This is a genomic window from Salinimicrobium sediminilitoris (genome assembly GCF_020866905.1).
Lineage (GTDB): Bacteria > Bacteroidota > Bacteroidia > Flavobacteriales > Flavobacteriaceae > Salinimicrobium > Salinimicrobium sediminilitoris.
Map to the genome: position 1 here is coordinate 16,876 of NZ_JAIVCC010000002.1, position 16,291 is coordinate 33,166.

A 16,291-nucleotide genomic window follows, 5' to 3' on the forward strand; every position below is an offset into this window, starting at 1 on the left:
TTTAATCCCTTGGATTCATCTTGTAATTATGCAGCTTCAATTAGTAGTATGAAAATTTTAAAATTTGGTGGAACTTCTGTTGGCTCTGCGGAAAGCATTCGTAATGTCAAAGAAATTATAAGAGGTCAAAAAGGCCGGAAAATCGTGGTGGTTTCAGCCATGTCTGGTGTCACTAATAAGCTGGTAGAAATTGCTGAGTCTCAAAAGAGCGGAAATGAACAGCAGGTAGAAGGGTTAATGTTTGAAATAAAGCTGAAGCACCTGCAACTCATTGAAGAACTTATTGAAAATAAGGAAACCAAAAAACTTACCGAGAACCTCTTTCTCGAATTATATAAGCAACTAGAGGAAACCCTGCACCTCAAACCATTATCTGAAGCTGCGGTGATCACTTTTGGCGAGACTTTTTTAAGCCTCATTTTTTCCCAATTCCTGGAAGTGCAGGGAGTTTCAAATACTTTGCTCGATGCTAAAGATTTTATGCAGGTTTCAAATGTGGAGAATCCCCATATCCAAACAGTTCAGGAACTTCTTAAAACAACGCTAAAACGTGAAGTAACTTCCGAAGTGTATATCACACAGGGTTTTATAAGAATTGATCGAAATAAGAATGTTAGTACCCTTAAACGCGGTGGCAGTGATTACACGGCTACAATTATAGGTGCGGCTGTAAATGCAACCGAGGTACAGATCTGGACAGATATTGATGGTTTCCACAACAATGATCCAAGATTTGTAGATCATACTCAGGCTCTTACCCATCTAACTTTTGAAGAAGCTGCAGAGCTTGCTTATTTTGGAGCAAAGATCCTGCATCCACAAACTGTTTCTCCGGTAAAGGAGAGGAATATCCCTATTTACCTGAAGAACACTTTTACACCCGAAGCTCCCGGTACCTGCATTTCTTCCAAAGTCCACGGCAGCGGATTAAAAGCTATTTCAGCCAAAGACGGAATCACGGCTATAAAGATCAAATCGAACAGGATGTTGATGGCGCACGGATTTTTAAAAAAGATCTTCGATGTGTTTGATAAGCATGAAACGGCGATCGATATGATCACAACTTCAGAAATCGCCATTTCCCTTACCATTGATGACACACAAAATTTAGATAAGATCCTTTACGAACTGGACGAATACGGGGAAATTACAGTGGATTCAAATCACAGTATTATTTGTGTGGTAGGCGAGGGGGTGATCAATGATCACGAGACATTCAGGCTTTTTGAGCTGCTAAATGACCTGCCGGTGAGGATGATCTCTTACGGCGGAAGCAGCAATAACATTTCCCTGCTGGTCGACACCAAAAATAAAGTGCAGGCATTACAACTGCTGCACCACAAACTCTTTGAAGGAAAAATAGTGAAGAAGACCTAGTTGCTCATTTTGAGTTGTTAGTTTATTTGTTTGGATTGAATCGCCCGTTTTTACGGGCGATTCTTATTTTTGGCCTCTATATATTTTGATAAATATTTTGTGCTGCTAAGGCTATGATGCTTCAACATAAGACCGGTAAAATTGGAATTTCTGTGCTGTTCAAGTTTTTCTGAAATTTCCTGAAGTTTCTCCCGCAATCTTTCCCGATGTACTTCTTCTGAAAAATTGGATTTTAATAACTCAAATCCGTTCTCCTGAGCTTCTTTCCATTCTTTTTTATTTTCATACAGCTTTACCGCAGCTTCGGCAAAAGCGGCAGGATCATCGGCTGTTGCTCCATTCCAGGGTAAGTTTCCTGCCATACCTTCTGCACCAACGTGCGAAGTGACAGTAGGGGTTCCTACTCGCATTGCATCTGTAAATTTTCCTTTTATTCCGGCACCAAAACGTATGGGAGCAAGCAGAATTCTGGCTTTTTCAATTTCAGTTTTTGCCGAATCAGCCCGGCCGTGAATAAGAAACCCTTCTTTTTCATTGTGCAACTCAAGAATCTGCTGCGGAATATAGGCTCCAAAAATGTGAATTTTTGCCTCTTTCATTTTTTCCCTGATTAGTGGCCAAACTTCTTTTTTGAGCTGTAGAACAGCGTCTTTATTGGGTTCATGTAAAAAATTGCCTATGCTTATGAAATCCCTTCGCTCTTCAAAAGTTAAGAGCCGGCTTTTCTTTTCTTCTGATACCTGCTTTAGCATAAAAGGCAAATAAAACAGCAGGTTTTTAGGTACTCCAAAGGTTTCTGTGAGCAATTCTATTTCGGTGGGAGAAATGATGAGGCTTAGATCGCACCTGTAGATGCTGGCAATTTCCCGTTTTGCCACATCAGAAAAGAGAAGGGAAGGAGTTAGTTGATTTCCGGTTTTTGCAGCTTCATGCCGGGCCTTCCGTAGAAAATGCAGATCTTCTGTATCCAGAATTTTGATTGCTTCCGGACAAACTTCAGCCACTCTCCATCCAAATTGTTCTTCCATCATAAACCTGTCAAAAATGACAATTTCGGGAGAGATTTTTTTCAGAAAAACATCAAAACTTTCGTTGTTGAGCTCGATCTTTTCCGAAGTAATTCCGAGGGAAGAGAGATCGGCCATAAATTCTGTTTTTGCAGCCGTGGAGGCAAAGGTGATGGAAAACCCTTCATTAAGAAAGAATTCCAGCAGCTGCATCATTCTTGCACCCGCCGCCGAGGATTTTGGTTCGGGCCAAACATAACCTATAACTAAAAGTTTCTTTTGAGACATACGCCAAAATTAACAGGATTTAATACAATTTTTGAATTGTGCGGGTAATTTGTGACCTTTAATAAAAAGAGAACTATGAGCCGCGGATTTGTAAAGGAAGAGGACCAGGAAGAAGCACCGTTTATTCCGCCACGTGCAGCCTTGCCTCCGGGAGTGACCAATTATGTTACTCCGCAGGGACACAGACAGTTGTTAGAGGAACGGGAAGAGCTGGAAAAAGAGAGGAAGAATCTTGATATAAGTAGCGATAAGGATAAAAGACATGCTACAGCAGTGATAGACGGAAAGCTAAACTTGCTTAATGAACGGCTGGGTTCGGCACGTATTCTTAAACCTGAAGAACAACCAAAGGACGAGGTGAGATTTGGTGCAACCGTTAGTTTTTACTTTTTACCGGGATCTCAAAAAGGAAAAGAACAATCTTTTACTATTGTGGGAGTAGATGAAGCAGATGTAAAACAGGGGAAAATTGCCTTTTTAGCACCTCTCGCAAAAGCCCTCACCGGGAAAAAATCAGGAGAAACGGCAAAAGTCCAAATGGGAGGAGAGTTACAGGAACTGGAGATCCTCACTATAAGTTACTTATGATTCGGCAGAAAGTATATATAGTAATGGGTGTCTCGGGAGTTGGCAAAACTACTATCGGAAGACTACTGGCAAAGCAGCTGGAAATACCCTTTTTTGACGCCGATGATTTCCACCCTAAAGAAAATGTAGAAAAAATGGAAGCCGGGATTCCCCTTAAAGATGTGGATCGCCGGGAATGGCTGGAGAATCTTGCTTTAAAAATTACCGAATGGCAGGGGAAATCGGGCGCTGTTCTGGCATGTTCAGCCTTAAAGGAAAAGTACCGGGAACAGCTGAAGGTCCTGCCGCAGGAGGATATTAGGTGGATCTTTTTGCATTCGGATTATGATGTAATTCACAAAAGGATTACCGGCAGGAAAGGTCATTATTTTAAGCCGGAGCTGCTGCAGTCGCAGTATGAAACCCTGGAACTGCCTTCCTATGGAATTCATATTGATGTGGATCAATCTCCCGAACAAATAATAAGTGAGATCATGGAAAATTTGAAGAAAAAAGCTGAAATAGGTCTTTTTGGTCTGGGAGTGATGGGACAAAGTCTCGCCATTAACATGGCTTCAAAAGACTACAAGGTTGCGGTTTATAACCGGCACGTGGATAAGATCGAGGTCGATATAGCTAAGAATTTTGTTTCAGAAAACACTGAAATGAATTTCGAAGGGTTTGATGAGCTTAAGACTTTTACTCAAAGCCTCGAAAGACCCAGAAATATCCTGCTCATGGTGAATGCCGGGAAAGTGATCGATTTTGTCATTGAAGATCTGCTTCCTTACCTGGACAAAGATGATCTCATTATTGATGGTGGAAATTCCCATTATAAAGATACCATCAGGAGAGAAAAGGAACTAAAGGAAAAGGGGATCTTGTTTATGGGCGTGGGAATTTCGGGTGGAGAAGAAGGAGCAAGAAAAGGACCTTCCATCATGCCCGGCGGACCTAAAAGTTCTTACAAAAGAGTAGGGCCTATCCTGGAGAAAATTTCAGCACGGGATAAATATGGAGATCCATGCTGTACTTACATTGGACCAGATGGATCTGGTCATTTCGTTAAGATGGTACATAACGGCATTGAGTACGGAGAAATGCAGGTCATTGCCGAAACCTATCATTTATTAAGATTCCACACCGGTCTAAATCCCCTGGAAATCACTGATCTTTTTGAAGAGTGGAACCGGGAAGTACAAAGTTATCTTCTGGAAATTTCAATTGACATTCTTCGGAAGAAGGAAGATGAAACGTTTTTACTCGACAACATCCTTGATGCAGCTAAGCAAAAAGGCACAGGCGGATGGTCCACCAATGCTGCTTTGGAACTGGGAGTACCACTGGATACCATAAGTGCTGCAGTAATGGCAAGAAATATTTCCGGGATGAAAGAAAGCCGCACAGCGGCTGCGAAAGAATACGAATCACAAATTTTAGAGAAAGGAAAGATAAAAGAGCTGAGAAATGCCCTTTTTGAAGCTTTTAAGGCATCAAGTATTATTAATCACGCTATTGGATTTGATCTGCTTTCAATAGCTTCTAAAGAATACAGCTGGAACTTTAACCTTTCTGAAATTGCGAGGATATGGACCAATGGATGCATCATAAGAAGCAAACTAATGGAAGACTTGGTTGAAAAATTCAGAGATCATCAACAGCATATTTTAATGCATCCCGACATTGTTCAGGAAATATCAACATACAGGAAGTCCCTGACCAAAATAGTGGGAGAAGCTTTAAATGCCGGCTTTCCTGTACCGGTGATGAGTGCAGCGGCAAATTATCTGCTAAGTTTTACTACTGAACAGTCATCGGCCAATATGATCCAGGCGCAGCGGGATTATTTTGGTGCTCACACCTACGAACGAAAGGATAAACCCAGAGGAGAGTTTTTTCATACGGAGTGGAAACCTGATAGAAATTAGATGGATCTTTTTCACGCAGAGGAGCGCAAAGAAAAGCAAAGAGCGCAGAAATTTATTTCCGAAAATTTTACACCAAGAAAAATAAAATCAAAAGAAGAACACGAAGAAATTCTACTGCGCCTGAAAAAAAGACATTCGTGAATTCGTGGCAAAAAACTATTTTTCCGAAAGAACGAATTCTAAAGTATCTACAATATCCCCATATTGATCCACCTTGATTTCGAATTCTACTGCTTCAGGCATTGCTTTATACCCTAGCTTCTGCAGCTGTTCAGGATCAATTTCCGCAGTGTATTTCCCTGGAGCAAGTCCGAGATAACTAAAGTATCCATCGCCTTCACTCAGAAGCTCAGCTGCTTTTTGCCCTTTTTGGTCCAGAATATTGATTAAGATCCTGCCCTGGCCGCTAATTTTGTTACCGTGGTTAAAATATACCATTCCGCCAACTTCTCCCAGGACTTCTACAGGAACGAAGATCTCTTTGAAGTGGTTAGGCTGGGTTTTCACGAGGATCTTCGAATTCGGGATCTTCCAGGCAATATTGTCAAGACTTACAGGATCTAATTCAAGGAGAAGATCAATATAGGGCTGTAGTTCTGTTATACGAAGAATCGTTTCATCTTCATTATATGTAACGCGGCCACTTCGGTTTTTAAGTTCAAGACCGGGTACTCCAGGTTCCATAGGATCTTTGACTCCGTTGTGGTTTAGATCCAGGAACGGAATTACCGTAATCGCCGCTCGTGACATGGCAGTGCGATTGCTTGCCATTACATAACCCGTATTGTCATCGAGCATTAAGCTTCCCCTGGCCGATTGTACAAAAGAGGAATTTCTATTTCCAATTCGTGAAGTGGCCGAAGTTTGTGCAAAATTGAACGCATAGCGCAGTCCCACTTCAAAAATATGAGCATCCCGTAAAAAGTTGTTCTCGTAGGCGAGATTCAAGAATCCCTGCCGAAAAACCGGACGTTCCACTTCCAGGATAAGATTGTTAAATCTTTCCCGACTAAAATCGTACTGGATTTGAGGAGAAAAAAGGAATTTATAAGGCAGACGGTAAGTTTGGGATAAGGAGCTGTACAAAGTGGGCTCGTCCATACGATCGTTGTAAAGGCCGTAAGTTGTAAAGTTAGTGCTAATACCAAACAGTGCACCCGATAGCAATAGCTGGGCTGTTGTAAACTCGGTAGTGGGCATAATGATCTGGTTCACGCTAAAGCGGCTAAACATGGAGAAATATCTGGTGCGAACAGGAGTAGAAAGACTTACTTTTCTTTCCTCCAGATAATTAAAATTTATCGCCGTCTGGTCCTCATTATAATTAATATAATTAAGGTCTACCTGAATATTTCGTGGAGAGCGATAACTTAAAAGAGCTTCACCTTTGACGCCGTACATGTATTCTCCCGAGAACAATAAACCTGAAGCAATACGCATGGAGGAATTGACGAAAGGCATGACCTCACCACTGGTAACTTCAGAAAGATATTCCACCCCACCACCAATAGTAATAGCATTATTCAGTCCATAATTAAGATTCACCCTGCTAAAGCGATTCCAGTCTTCATTTTCAACAATTCCCGCACTTAAAGTATATTCCAGTTCATTTTTCGGAACAAAATTATAGGGTATATTGATCACACGATCTTCAATGCGTTCTTCTCCCCAGGGGCCGTAGAAACGAAGACTCACTGCAGTATTCCCATACATAAGCGGCACTTCAAAACTGTAGAACCCTGAAGCATCTGCCTCGGTGAAAGCCACCAGGACATTATTTACATAAAGCTCGACCGTCCAGCGCGGTTCGGTGTAGTCATTAAGGAGGTAAGTTCCAAATGAGCGTCGGTTTTGCAGCGGACTATTAGTGATCTGTACTCCCGAGACTGGTGCAAAGAGGGAAGAAGTGGCTCTGGAGAAAATACGTCCAGCAGTTACCTGTGTCAGGTATTTGTTGTCATTATTCACATAGCGCCACTGGTAAAACTGGTTACGTGATGAAAATGGCAACCTGCTCGAATAGTTCAACATTAAATTAGTTTCCCCGCCCAGGAACATAGTTCCCAGCCCCAGCATAAGTCGGTTATCATTTTCAAAATCGGTTTGTTGTGTGGTAACCACGCCCCAATCGAGAGTTCCCGGCTTGAAAAATGGATATCGCGCAGGAATTAAAGTATCGGGCACGACCACTCCTTTCACCCTGTCAAGATTTTCCCTCATCATTTGCAGGCGCATTTCCTTTATCACAGGCAACTCCTTATCTGTTTCCAGTTCCACGGAAAGACTTCGGAAAGAAAAGTTTGTATTAAGGTCAAAGATCTCCCCGAATAGATCTGAATGCAAATATCTCTCAGAAGGAGTGACTAAAATGTCATTTTTGGAAAGGCTGAAGGTTTTTCCTTTATAGACGATCTCTGGTCTTTGCCAATTAATAGTATAAGAAGAATCAGGATGAATGATAAATCCGCTGAGAATCTCGTTATTGGTTTCATGCTTGATCTTTAGAAGATCAAAAAGCACTTCAACGGGTAAATAGGCATCTTCTCCTTTAATAGCAATGGGAATTTCATAAGTTCCCAGCCTTGAAATGTTCATTTCAACGCCTAGTTCATCATAATCTTGTTGGAATTGCTGAGCTGTTGCCACTGAAGTGAATAACCCAAAAAACAACAAAAAACAGATGTGAGAAATTTTTGCTGAGAAAAATATTTTTTTGGGGGAAGTAGTTGGCATTAATTTTCTTGCGGCTATTCGTGAATAAATGTTATTGTAAACATTGCATTATAACTTCCGGCGGGACCTGAGCTACCATTTGGAATTTTTAATTGTCCACCTACAAGAACCTCGTGGGGATTTTGAGTTGTTATAAAAGTTTGCCCGGTGCTTATATCTCTATTTGGATCAATGGTTAAAGTGACATCACTACCAGAAGGTCCTTCCAGAGGAAAATCATAAACTCCCTGGATCTGTAGGAGAGTACCCGGATTTACATATACGTCAAAGATCGCATAATGAGAAGGCTGTCCCACATTCAACAAATGTACATCTGAATCACCCGTGCGATTACCGTTTGGACTCATAAAAACATTTCCACCGTTAGTTCCTACTGTGAATGATCCAAAATTTAAACCCTGGGCATTTCGTACTTCAACAGTTACTGGAATAGGTGGATTTTCCTGTGCAGCTACTTCAGAATAAACTATACTGGAGAGGCTCAAAAACATGAATATGAAATAGCTTTTTCCAGTCATTCTTTATTCTTTAATAATTACTTTTTTGGTTTGGCTTTCATTTTCAGTTGTCAGCGTTACCAGGTACATCCCTGAAGCCGTAATTCCGCTAAACCTGACTTCCTCTTTTCCAGATCCGGATTTGCTTTGAATGACCTGTCCTGACATATTACTAAGAATAACTTTTCCTTCTTCATAGTACGGAAGGTTCAGTCTTACCACAAATTCTTTGTTCTCATTGAAAACGGCAAAATCTTCCATAGCCATTGCTATTTCTGCAGGAGATAATTTTTCCGAAGAAAACACCAAAACAAAACGATCATTGTTTTCCCCTTTTTGAGAGGTAAAAGAATATTCAGGATCCCTGGCAAGATCTTTCAGGATTTTCTTTTTGTTGTCCTTCAGATAAATGTGAAGAGAGGGGAAAAGGTTTGTAGCTTCGGAAAGAACAAGTCTCATTTCACCAGATCTTTCAGCACTTATCCCAAGAGGAATTTCCATTGCTTCGGTGTTGAGACTGGATACAGCATTAATAGAAAGTTTTTCCTTTTTTGAACTCAAACTATACAGACTGGGAACATTAACAGCCGTATTTAGGATTTTTTGAGCATCTATTTCTTTTTCAAATTCGGGAGTTCCTCCATTTCTGAAATAAATTACTGTCGCATCTGAATTTTCTTCATTTTCAAAGCCTGCAGATAACCGAATTTGAGGAACTTCAGCTTTATTTTTGGCCTTGTAATAACTATGAGAAACCTGATTTCCGGTTCTTGCAGCGTTGGTAAATTGCAGATTAGCCGTAGCAGGATAAATCCCATTATCAGGATCACTTACCCTCACAAAAAATCCCTGCATGGATGGAATTATACCTGAGGCAGGATCTGTAGAAACTCCGTCCACGTAAGATATATAAGTTCCGGTGTATCTGTTATCGGCGCTTGCTTTAAAAAAATGGATACCATTATCAATGCCTTCAAGATCTTCAACCATTAAATCCCAATCTAAGGGCGAAGGGTAGGGGTTCCCCACCAGATTAAAGCCATTGGTATAGGTGCCATTGTTATTTTCGAGAGTTACATCTATAGGACCATCATTAACAATTCCTGATAGCTCCAGAGTTAAAGCATCGGTCGCTCCACTTGTATTAATCGCATATCCAGTACCCGGATTTAAAGGTGCAGCCAGATCCAAATATTTTTGCCAGCCTGTGAGGTCATTTTCTTCATCGTACGTTCTGTTTTCAAAATATTCATAAAGGTGAGGAAAACCGGTTTCAGAATTTGTGAGATCAAAATTGGCCGCAAGATCATCCACCGTAGAATTTTGGAAGGGAGTGCTGAAATATTTATAGCCAAAAGCATTAGAAAGGTAACGTTGCAGTGTAACAGTTCCGGAAACCTGTCCTGTGCCGCTGCCATCAATATAAGCGGTTCCTGTTTCACCAGAAACCAGAGTGAGGCCATTACCGGTGTAAAATATTCCTGCTTCTACCTTTAAAGAATTGATGATCTCTATAGTAGCTTCGGAAGTAACTCCGGCGGAGTTATCAATATTTAAGTTTAAAATTCTGTCATTCTCGAAAGCTCCTGCAGGAATAGTTTGTGCTGAAGCTCCCTCAAAGGAAATACTTCCGGCAGAGGCATTTAAATAATTATCATTAGTTAAAGTCCCGGTTATTCTTAACCAATTATCTATAACAGTAACAGAAGCTCCGGTTTCAATAATAAGATTTTTTGAAAGCGCATTACTTCCAGTGCTTACCACCGGATACTTGTTTAAGTTCGCAGGAATAGTAACATTCGTACTCAAAGTAGGAAGGGAGTTACAACTCCAGTTATTAATATTATTCCAGTTGGTGTCTTCTGCACCGGTCCATTCCGACTTGTTTATAATACTTATAGTTATATGTGAAACTATACTAGTACACCCGCTGGCATTACTAACAACAAGCGAATAGTCTCCTGCCTTTGCCTGGCTGGCATTTGGAATAACAGGATTCTGTGTACTTGAAGTAAAACCGTTAGGTCCTGTCCATTGATAAGTACCTCCTGATATAGAAGAATAAAGCTGGATATCGCTTCCTTCACATACCGGGGAATTGCTTGATAATACAGGAACAGGTAAATTATTTACTACCACATTAGTCCTCTGGGGATTACTGCTACAACCATTGGCATTAGTAACAACAAGCGAATACTCTCCTGCCTTTGCCTGGCTGGCATTTGGAATAACAGGATTTTGTTCACTTGAAGTAAAACCATTAGGTCCTGTCCATTGATAAGTACCTCCTGGAATGGTGGAAGAACTAAGTTCAATACCACCTCCCTCACATACGGGGGAATTGCTGGATACTACTGGAACAGGTAAAGTAATTACTGTTAGAAGCACCTTCTTTGAAATGGAAATTTTACAAGCCGAATTCGTTGGATCGGAAGGTCGTACAACTACCCTAAAAAGTTTACCACTGTCTTCTACTGAGGTATTAGAAATTGTATAACTATAACTATTTGGATTGTTTTCTACCACAACCCAATCTGTAGATGCAGTTTTTTCCTGCCACTCGTACTTAACGGCAGCATTAGTAATTTCAGCAACACTAAAAATGACCTGAGCACCCTCACAAACCTCCTGATTAGAAATCGAAGTTAGATCATAACAGTTTACTGCATCTTTATATTCTTCAGGAAAATCTTCAAAATTATCTTCAAAATTGTCCCCGGTTCCATAATCACAAGCCTCTGTTCCCAATTCTGACACATTGCCTTCATAGTCAGTACAGGTATCAAAATTACTCCACTTTTCATCAACCTCACCAAAAATGTAGATATTCCCATTAGTAGCGTCAATTTCGGCTTGCCCGCTTCCTGTTTTCTGAGAAAAGTCACCATACACTATTAGAAAACTGGAAACAGAAATATTAACCTGATTATGTGCTATAAAATTTCCATACACTACTACTAAAGCGTCAGGACCCATTATAAATTGAGAATTATTACCGTCCATTACCAGGTTCCCATTAACTATGAGCGTTCCATTTACTTCAAGAACAGAGCTATTATTCTTTAATGTCACATTTTGATAGGTCTCTTTCTCTCCCCCTGGAATGACCCAACCACCTTTTCCAACATCCAGGTCTCCTACCTGAGCCGATAAAAATGAAGTAAGAAACATCGCCGCCCACAAGACGGCAATTCTTAAAAAATTAATAAACCTGGGGGAGTTTTTTTTCATTTAGTTCAGGGGAATTTCTTTTGTAGCTAAAGTTTTTCCTATGTCTTCAGAATAACTTACTCTAAGTTTCCCGGTGCTCAAATCCGCTTCCCCGGCACTTCGTAATTCAAAGGAAAAGATTCTTTTTTTGTTCGGAGTATAAACAGAAACTCCTTTCACCATTCCTACTTCGGTAGTGACTCCTTCAGGGGAAACATGATCTACTTTAATGTTGCCATATACCGACATGTTGCCCGACCTATTAATCACCAACGAAAGCTTGGGATTTTCACCTTCAATGTTTAAAGAAATATCAGATAAATTAATTTGTGTAGTAGATGCTCCTTCTCTAATAATAATTGGAATACTTATTCCAAAAACGGTTTTGATGTTAATTGATATTCCTTCCGCTTCCTTGGCTTCTTCCTGTCCTAATGCAGTTTGCTCTTCTACAGCCCTAAAATACATATGAGAACGGTATTCTCCCTGTTCCAGATTTCCTGTTCGGGTAACCTGTACTCTAATAGTTTGTGCTTCGTTAGGAGCAAGGGTAACCCGGCGGGGGAAATATCGAAGATTACCTTCTGCAAATCGCTGACCTTCCTCAGGAGAATCGACCTGTTCGAAATTTCCACTTTCTGTCATCTTATAATTGACAAAAGAAATAGCATAAACAGCAGTATCACTTCCTGTATTTGCAAGATTGATCTCCTGAGATCTTTGAGAACCGTCAAAAACCAGCCTCTTGGGCATGATCATTAGATCTCCCTGAGCAAGAGAAATTGTTGGAAAGAAAAATAATAGTATAAGAACTGAAAACTGTAGTAATTTTTTATTCATGCGGGGGCTGAATTCTATTGGATTTTTCACCTAACACAAATGTAAGTAAAAGAAGACAAGATCGTTAAGGATATCTTAAAATTAATTATAGGACACTGTGACATTAAACCCTGAAGAATTTGTATAGAAGCCTGCGGACTGGTTGGCTTCAAGGTTTAATCTTGCTCCAATTTTAATTATGTCAGAAATTACGCCTTCCTCTGGAGCTACAGTGAATTGATCTATGATTAATTGTTGATCGGGATTTTCACTGTTGAAAAGAATAAAGGACTCAGGAAGGGTAATAGAATAATTATTGTTTCCATGAGTAACCACGGCCTGAGCAGGATTCACAGTACCGGGAAAGGAAGAAGATATTTGTACTCCGTATGCTACTCTTGAACCTTCTGGCGTTAAAATCACTGTCCCGGGATTATAGGCAGAGATCACATTTCCGAAATCCAAATCTACAGTCTTATCAATTTTAATAGGATCTATTACTGTAGCCCGGCTCTCCACCGTTGCCGAAGCTGATGCCTGCGCAAATGTTTGCGTGGAGATCAGCAGGAAAATAAATAAGCATAAGACTTTATTCATTTGGGTTGTTGGCGGTTAGTTAAACAAGATAAGCAAAATCAAAAAACGCCGCCACAAGGGCGGCGTTCTATATAATTTAAATAAAATTATTTATTCGTAAGAAACAGTTACTGTTGCAGTTCCAGTGTATTCACCAGCATCCTGCCCACCATTTACAAGAAGGTCTCCACCAACTAATAAAGTCTGTTCGGCACCGGAACCTGCATTACCTTCGTCCTTCATATTGTGTTCAAAATTAACAGTCATGTCATCTCCAGCACCTTCTAATTTAATAGATGGAATTGAAATAGAGTATAGATACTCATTTTCAGCAGTTATTTTGAAAGCTGCTGCACTTGGTAATGAAGTTGTGGTTGGTGCATTGAGATCATTATTATCAAAACTTCTTTCCCCTGCAGTAGAAACAGTAACAGTACCACCTTCTGCATCTCCAATAATTCTTCCAAAATTAAGAACAGAACCAGAAGTGATTTCGATTGGGCTAATTATTTCAGCATTCACTGTTGCAGTACCGGTAGCTTTATTTGAATCATTGTTGGTTTGTGCAAAAGTAGTTCCGGCGATAAGAGCGAATAAAATAAAAGTAATTTTTTTCATGGTAAGTAGGTTTTTAGGGGTATGTAAATATTAATTTGGGTTTCTAATTATTTAACGGGGCAAACATACTCCCTAAGGAAAGCTCCTACAAAAAAAGTCGATAAGGGCGGCAGAAATTCGTTGAAATGCACATTATTAGATTTTTTTTGGAATCTGAAGCTCTTTTAAAGATAGCCTGGAAGGTAATTCTCACGATAATTTGCACAAAAGGAGGAAATTTGCCCCGTATAAACCTCCTATTAATAAAGGCTGGGACTATTTCTTGTTTTAGAAGATCCTTTTTGGAACACCTAACCTTGTTTCGGCTGGAAATAAAATGAATAGTTCAGTATAAAACAGTGTGCTTTTATCGCTCCCTGCTGGAGGAATTAACAGGAAATGTCATCAACATTAATAAAAAGGATTAGAACATGTAGGTAGGGCAGTAGACTTCATTTAAAAATGAGGCTTAAGCAGGTTGAAAAAACCAATCGTTGCACCAATAAAAAATTAGTTGAACTACATAATTAAAAAAAATCCAGGGAATTAGAGGAGTAGTAATATTGATTATTACCAAAGGATCAATTGTAATTAACAGTGACGTTCATAGGTGACCGACTGTTGTAAATGCCCGGCGTTTGGTTTGGATTAACCTTTAAGGTTGCTCCGACCCTTACAATTTTTGAGCCTCCGGTGAGACTTCCACCATTGGCGAGACTACTTGTAAAATCCTTTATGATCATGCTTTCGCTGCCGTTAGCCAGTAAAAATTCATCTTTGGGAAGACTTATAGAAAAAGCAAATCCTTCTTCTCCTGTTACCTCAAAAGATGCGGCAGAAACTGCAGCATTTTCGGCCAGGGCTACGTCACCTGTACTTATCCTGGTATTCTCGGGGGTGAGAATTACTGCTCCTCCAGATTTGGCATCGAGATTGGCGAAGTTCATGTTTGAAGTAGTGGTAATTCCAATAGGCTGAATAATGGTAGCCGAAGCAGTAAAGGAAGCTGTGGCACTGGTTTGTCCATATGACATACCGGTCCCGGATAACAGTATTATTAGCATTAGAATAAAAACCTTTTTCACTTCAATTTATTTCTAAACCAATATTAAGAAAAATTATTAGAATAAATCAGATAAAGTGCATAAAATTATCGATGAAATACACAAAGTTAAAAGCTACAACGATATAGTCTTATATTCAGTTCTTTAAAGAATTTAAGGATCTTTCATATATTTAACCAAATTACATTTATGAAAAACACCTATACTACCAACCTGGAACTTGCTAAAATTGATCTTGGGCTATTGTTCCTGAGGTTGGGTGCAGCCGGTCTCATGCTCACTCATGGTTATCCCAAACTCCTAAACCTTTTTGGAAGTGAAGAAATAGTATTTGCCGATCCTGCCGGTCTTGGGATGGCGACAACCCTTGCATTAGCTGTCTTTGCAGAATTTATTTGTTCGATCCTGGTTATTTTGGGACTGGGAACACGCCTTGCTGTAATCCCGCTAATAATTACAATGTTCACTGCCGCTTTCGTGATTCATGCTGCCGATCCCTTTCAGCGAAAAGAACTTGCACTTATATATCTTCTCAATTTTACCGTCCTGTTAATTACAGGCGCAGGGAAACATTCACTCGATTTCCACTGGCTTAAACGCAAATAAAAAAGAGGCCATAATGGCCTCTTTTACTTTCCTATCTAAACTTAATTCTTAGTTATTGGAAGAATCTACAGGCTGTGAAGCCGATTTGTCTGAATCCAGCAAAGCAAGGAATTTATCCAGGTTTGGCAGGATGACAATTCTTGTCCTTCTGTTAAGAGCTCTGTTCTCCCTTGTGTCATTGTCGGCTACAGGCTTATAGCTGCTGCGTCCGGCCGCAATTAATTTTTCAGGATCAACGTTGAATCTATCCTGTAACAATCTTACAATAGCTGTAGATCGTCTAACACTCAATTCCCAGTTATCCTGGATGTAAGAATTTTCTACCATTGTCTGCGAATCTGTATGGCCTTCTACCATCACTTCCATAGCCGGTTCAGAATTAATAACTTCTGCCAGTTTTTCCAAAAGTGGATAGGCGTCTCTGCTCACTCTATGGCTTCCGCTTCTAAAAAGCAATTTATCTGATACGTTAATCATCACCACAGTTTTATCTACAGTAATGTCTACATCCTCAGATGAACCACTGCTAATTTCGCTTTCCAAATTGTAAGCTACTGCAAGGCTAATGGAATCTTCAAGAGTTTCGGCTTCTGCAAGTTTCGCAGGGTCAACTTTCCTAAGAGTTTCTCTCATCTTGCGCTTGTTGGCATTAGACATTGCCGTAAGCTCATTCATTTCTAATTTTTGATCATTTTCTTCAGTAAGAGAATTAATTCTCGAGTTGTAATCTGCTACTCTTTGTTCAATGGCATTCAACCTTTCTTCAAGTTTTTCTTTTTCCACCTGAGTTTGCTGTAGATTACTTCGTGTATTATTGTAATCCTCCTCAAGAGCTACATATTTCTTTTTGGAAACACAAGAAGTCAGCATTGTTGCTGCCAGTACCGTAACGGTAAGAGTCTTTTTCATGATTTTCAGTTTTTGTTTTAAATTATCGGGGGTTTTAATTTTTACCCTGACAATGGAAACGGTTTAATTGGGTCGAAATTATAGAAAAGGCTTTTTTAGCTCCTTATTTTTAA

Annotated in this window: 13 protein-coding genes; 4 read left to right on the plus strand and 9 right to left on the minus strand. The window is 39.9% G+C overall.

All coding sequences use genetic code 11. From position 1 onward, the window contains the following. The first annotated feature begins 48 nt into the window (after positions 1 to 48). Positions 49 to 1,377 carry an aspartate kinase gene (locus LA313_RS01890; protein WP_228912919.1) on the plus strand — a complete coding sequence of 443 codons (1,329 nt, stop codon included), beginning with the start codon at positions 49 to 51 and terminating at the stop codon, positions 1,375 to 1,377. A 50-nt stretch (positions 1,378 to 1,427) separates the two neighbouring features. Here the strand turns inward: LA313_RS01890 and LA313_RS01895 are convergent, their stop codons facing one another. Next, on the minus strand, positions 1,428 to 2,672 hold the full coding sequence (locus tag LA313_RS01895) for a glycosyltransferase family 4 protein (protein ID WP_228912920.1): 1,245 nt from the start codon (positions 2,670 to 2,672) through the stop codon (positions 1,428 to 1,430). Between the two features lie 75 nt (positions 2,673 to 2,747). Between LA313_RS01895 and LA313_RS01900 the strand changes: the two genes are divergently transcribed. Beyond that, entirely contained in the window at positions 2,748 to 3,260 is a 513-nt protein-coding gene (locus tag LA313_RS01900) for a GreA/GreB family elongation factor (RefSeq protein WP_228912921.1), read from the plus strand. Beyond that, positions 3,257 to 5,167, plus strand: a complete 1,911-nt coding sequence (gene gndA, locus LA313_RS01905; RefSeq protein WP_228912922.1) for an NADP-dependent phosphogluconate dehydrogenase — start codon at positions 3,257 to 3,259, stop codon at positions 5,165 to 5,167. The genes LA313_RS01900 and gndA overlap by 4 nt, the downstream gene beginning before the upstream one ends. A 156-nt stretch (positions 5,168 to 5,323) precedes the next feature. Here gndA and LA313_RS01910 read toward each other — a convergent pair whose 3' ends face one another. The 7 genes from LA313_RS01910 to LA313_RS01940 form a co-directional block, all read right to left on the minus strand. Further along, positions 5,324 to 7,813, minus strand: coding sequence for a hypothetical protein (locus tag LA313_RS01910; protein WP_228912923.1), 2,490 nt, complete (start codon positions 7,811 to 7,813; stop codon positions 5,324 to 5,326). Positions 7,814 to 7,914: 101 nt separating this feature from the next. Beyond that, positions 7,915 to 8,418 carry a DUF4402 domain-containing protein gene (locus tag LA313_RS01915; RefSeq protein WP_228912924.1) on the minus strand — a complete coding sequence of 168 codons (504 nt, stop codon included), beginning with the start codon at positions 8,416 to 8,418 and terminating at the stop codon, positions 7,915 to 7,917. A 3-nt stretch (positions 8,419 to 8,421) separates the two neighbouring features. Next, a complete protein-coding gene (locus LA313_RS01920; protein ID WP_228912925.1) occupies positions 8,422 to 11,628 on the minus strand; it encodes a T9SS type A sorting domain-containing protein in 3,207 nt (1,068 codons plus the stop codon). After that, positions 11,629 to 12,447, minus strand: coding sequence for a fimbrial biogenesis chaperone (locus LA313_RS01925; RefSeq protein WP_228912926.1), 819 nt, complete (start codon positions 12,445 to 12,447; stop codon positions 11,629 to 11,631). 81 nt (positions 12,448 to 12,528) lie between these two features. After that, a complete protein-coding gene (locus tag LA313_RS01930; protein ID WP_228912927.1) occupies positions 12,529 to 13,023 on the minus strand; it encodes a DUF4402 domain-containing protein in 495 nt (164 codons plus the stop codon). Between the two features lie 90 nt (positions 13,024 to 13,113). Next, positions 13,114 to 13,620, minus strand: a complete 507-nt coding sequence (locus tag LA313_RS01935) for a DUF4402 domain-containing protein (protein WP_228912928.1) — start codon at positions 13,618 to 13,620, stop codon at positions 13,114 to 13,116. A 560-nt stretch (positions 13,621 to 14,180) separates the two neighbouring features. Then, positions 14,181 to 14,663 carry a DUF4402 domain-containing protein gene (locus tag LA313_RS01940; RefSeq protein WP_228912929.1) on the minus strand — a complete coding sequence of 161 codons (483 nt, stop codon included), beginning with the start codon at positions 14,661 to 14,663 and terminating at the stop codon, positions 14,181 to 14,183. Positions 14,664 to 14,852: 189 nt separating this feature from the next. Between LA313_RS01940 and LA313_RS01945 the strand changes: the two genes are divergently transcribed. Next, on the plus strand, positions 14,853 to 15,269 hold the full coding sequence (locus LA313_RS01945; RefSeq protein ID WP_228912930.1) for a DoxX family protein: 417 nt from the start codon (positions 14,853 to 14,855) through the stop codon (positions 15,267 to 15,269). 48 nt (positions 15,270 to 15,317) lie between these two features. Here the strand turns inward: LA313_RS01945 and LA313_RS01950 are convergent, their stop codons facing one another. Then, on the minus strand, positions 15,318 to 16,178 hold the full coding sequence (locus tag LA313_RS01950; protein ID WP_228912931.1) for an OmpA family protein: 861 nt from the start codon (positions 16,176 to 16,178) through the stop codon (positions 15,318 to 15,320). Positions 16,179 to 16,291 lie beyond the last annotated feature (113 nt).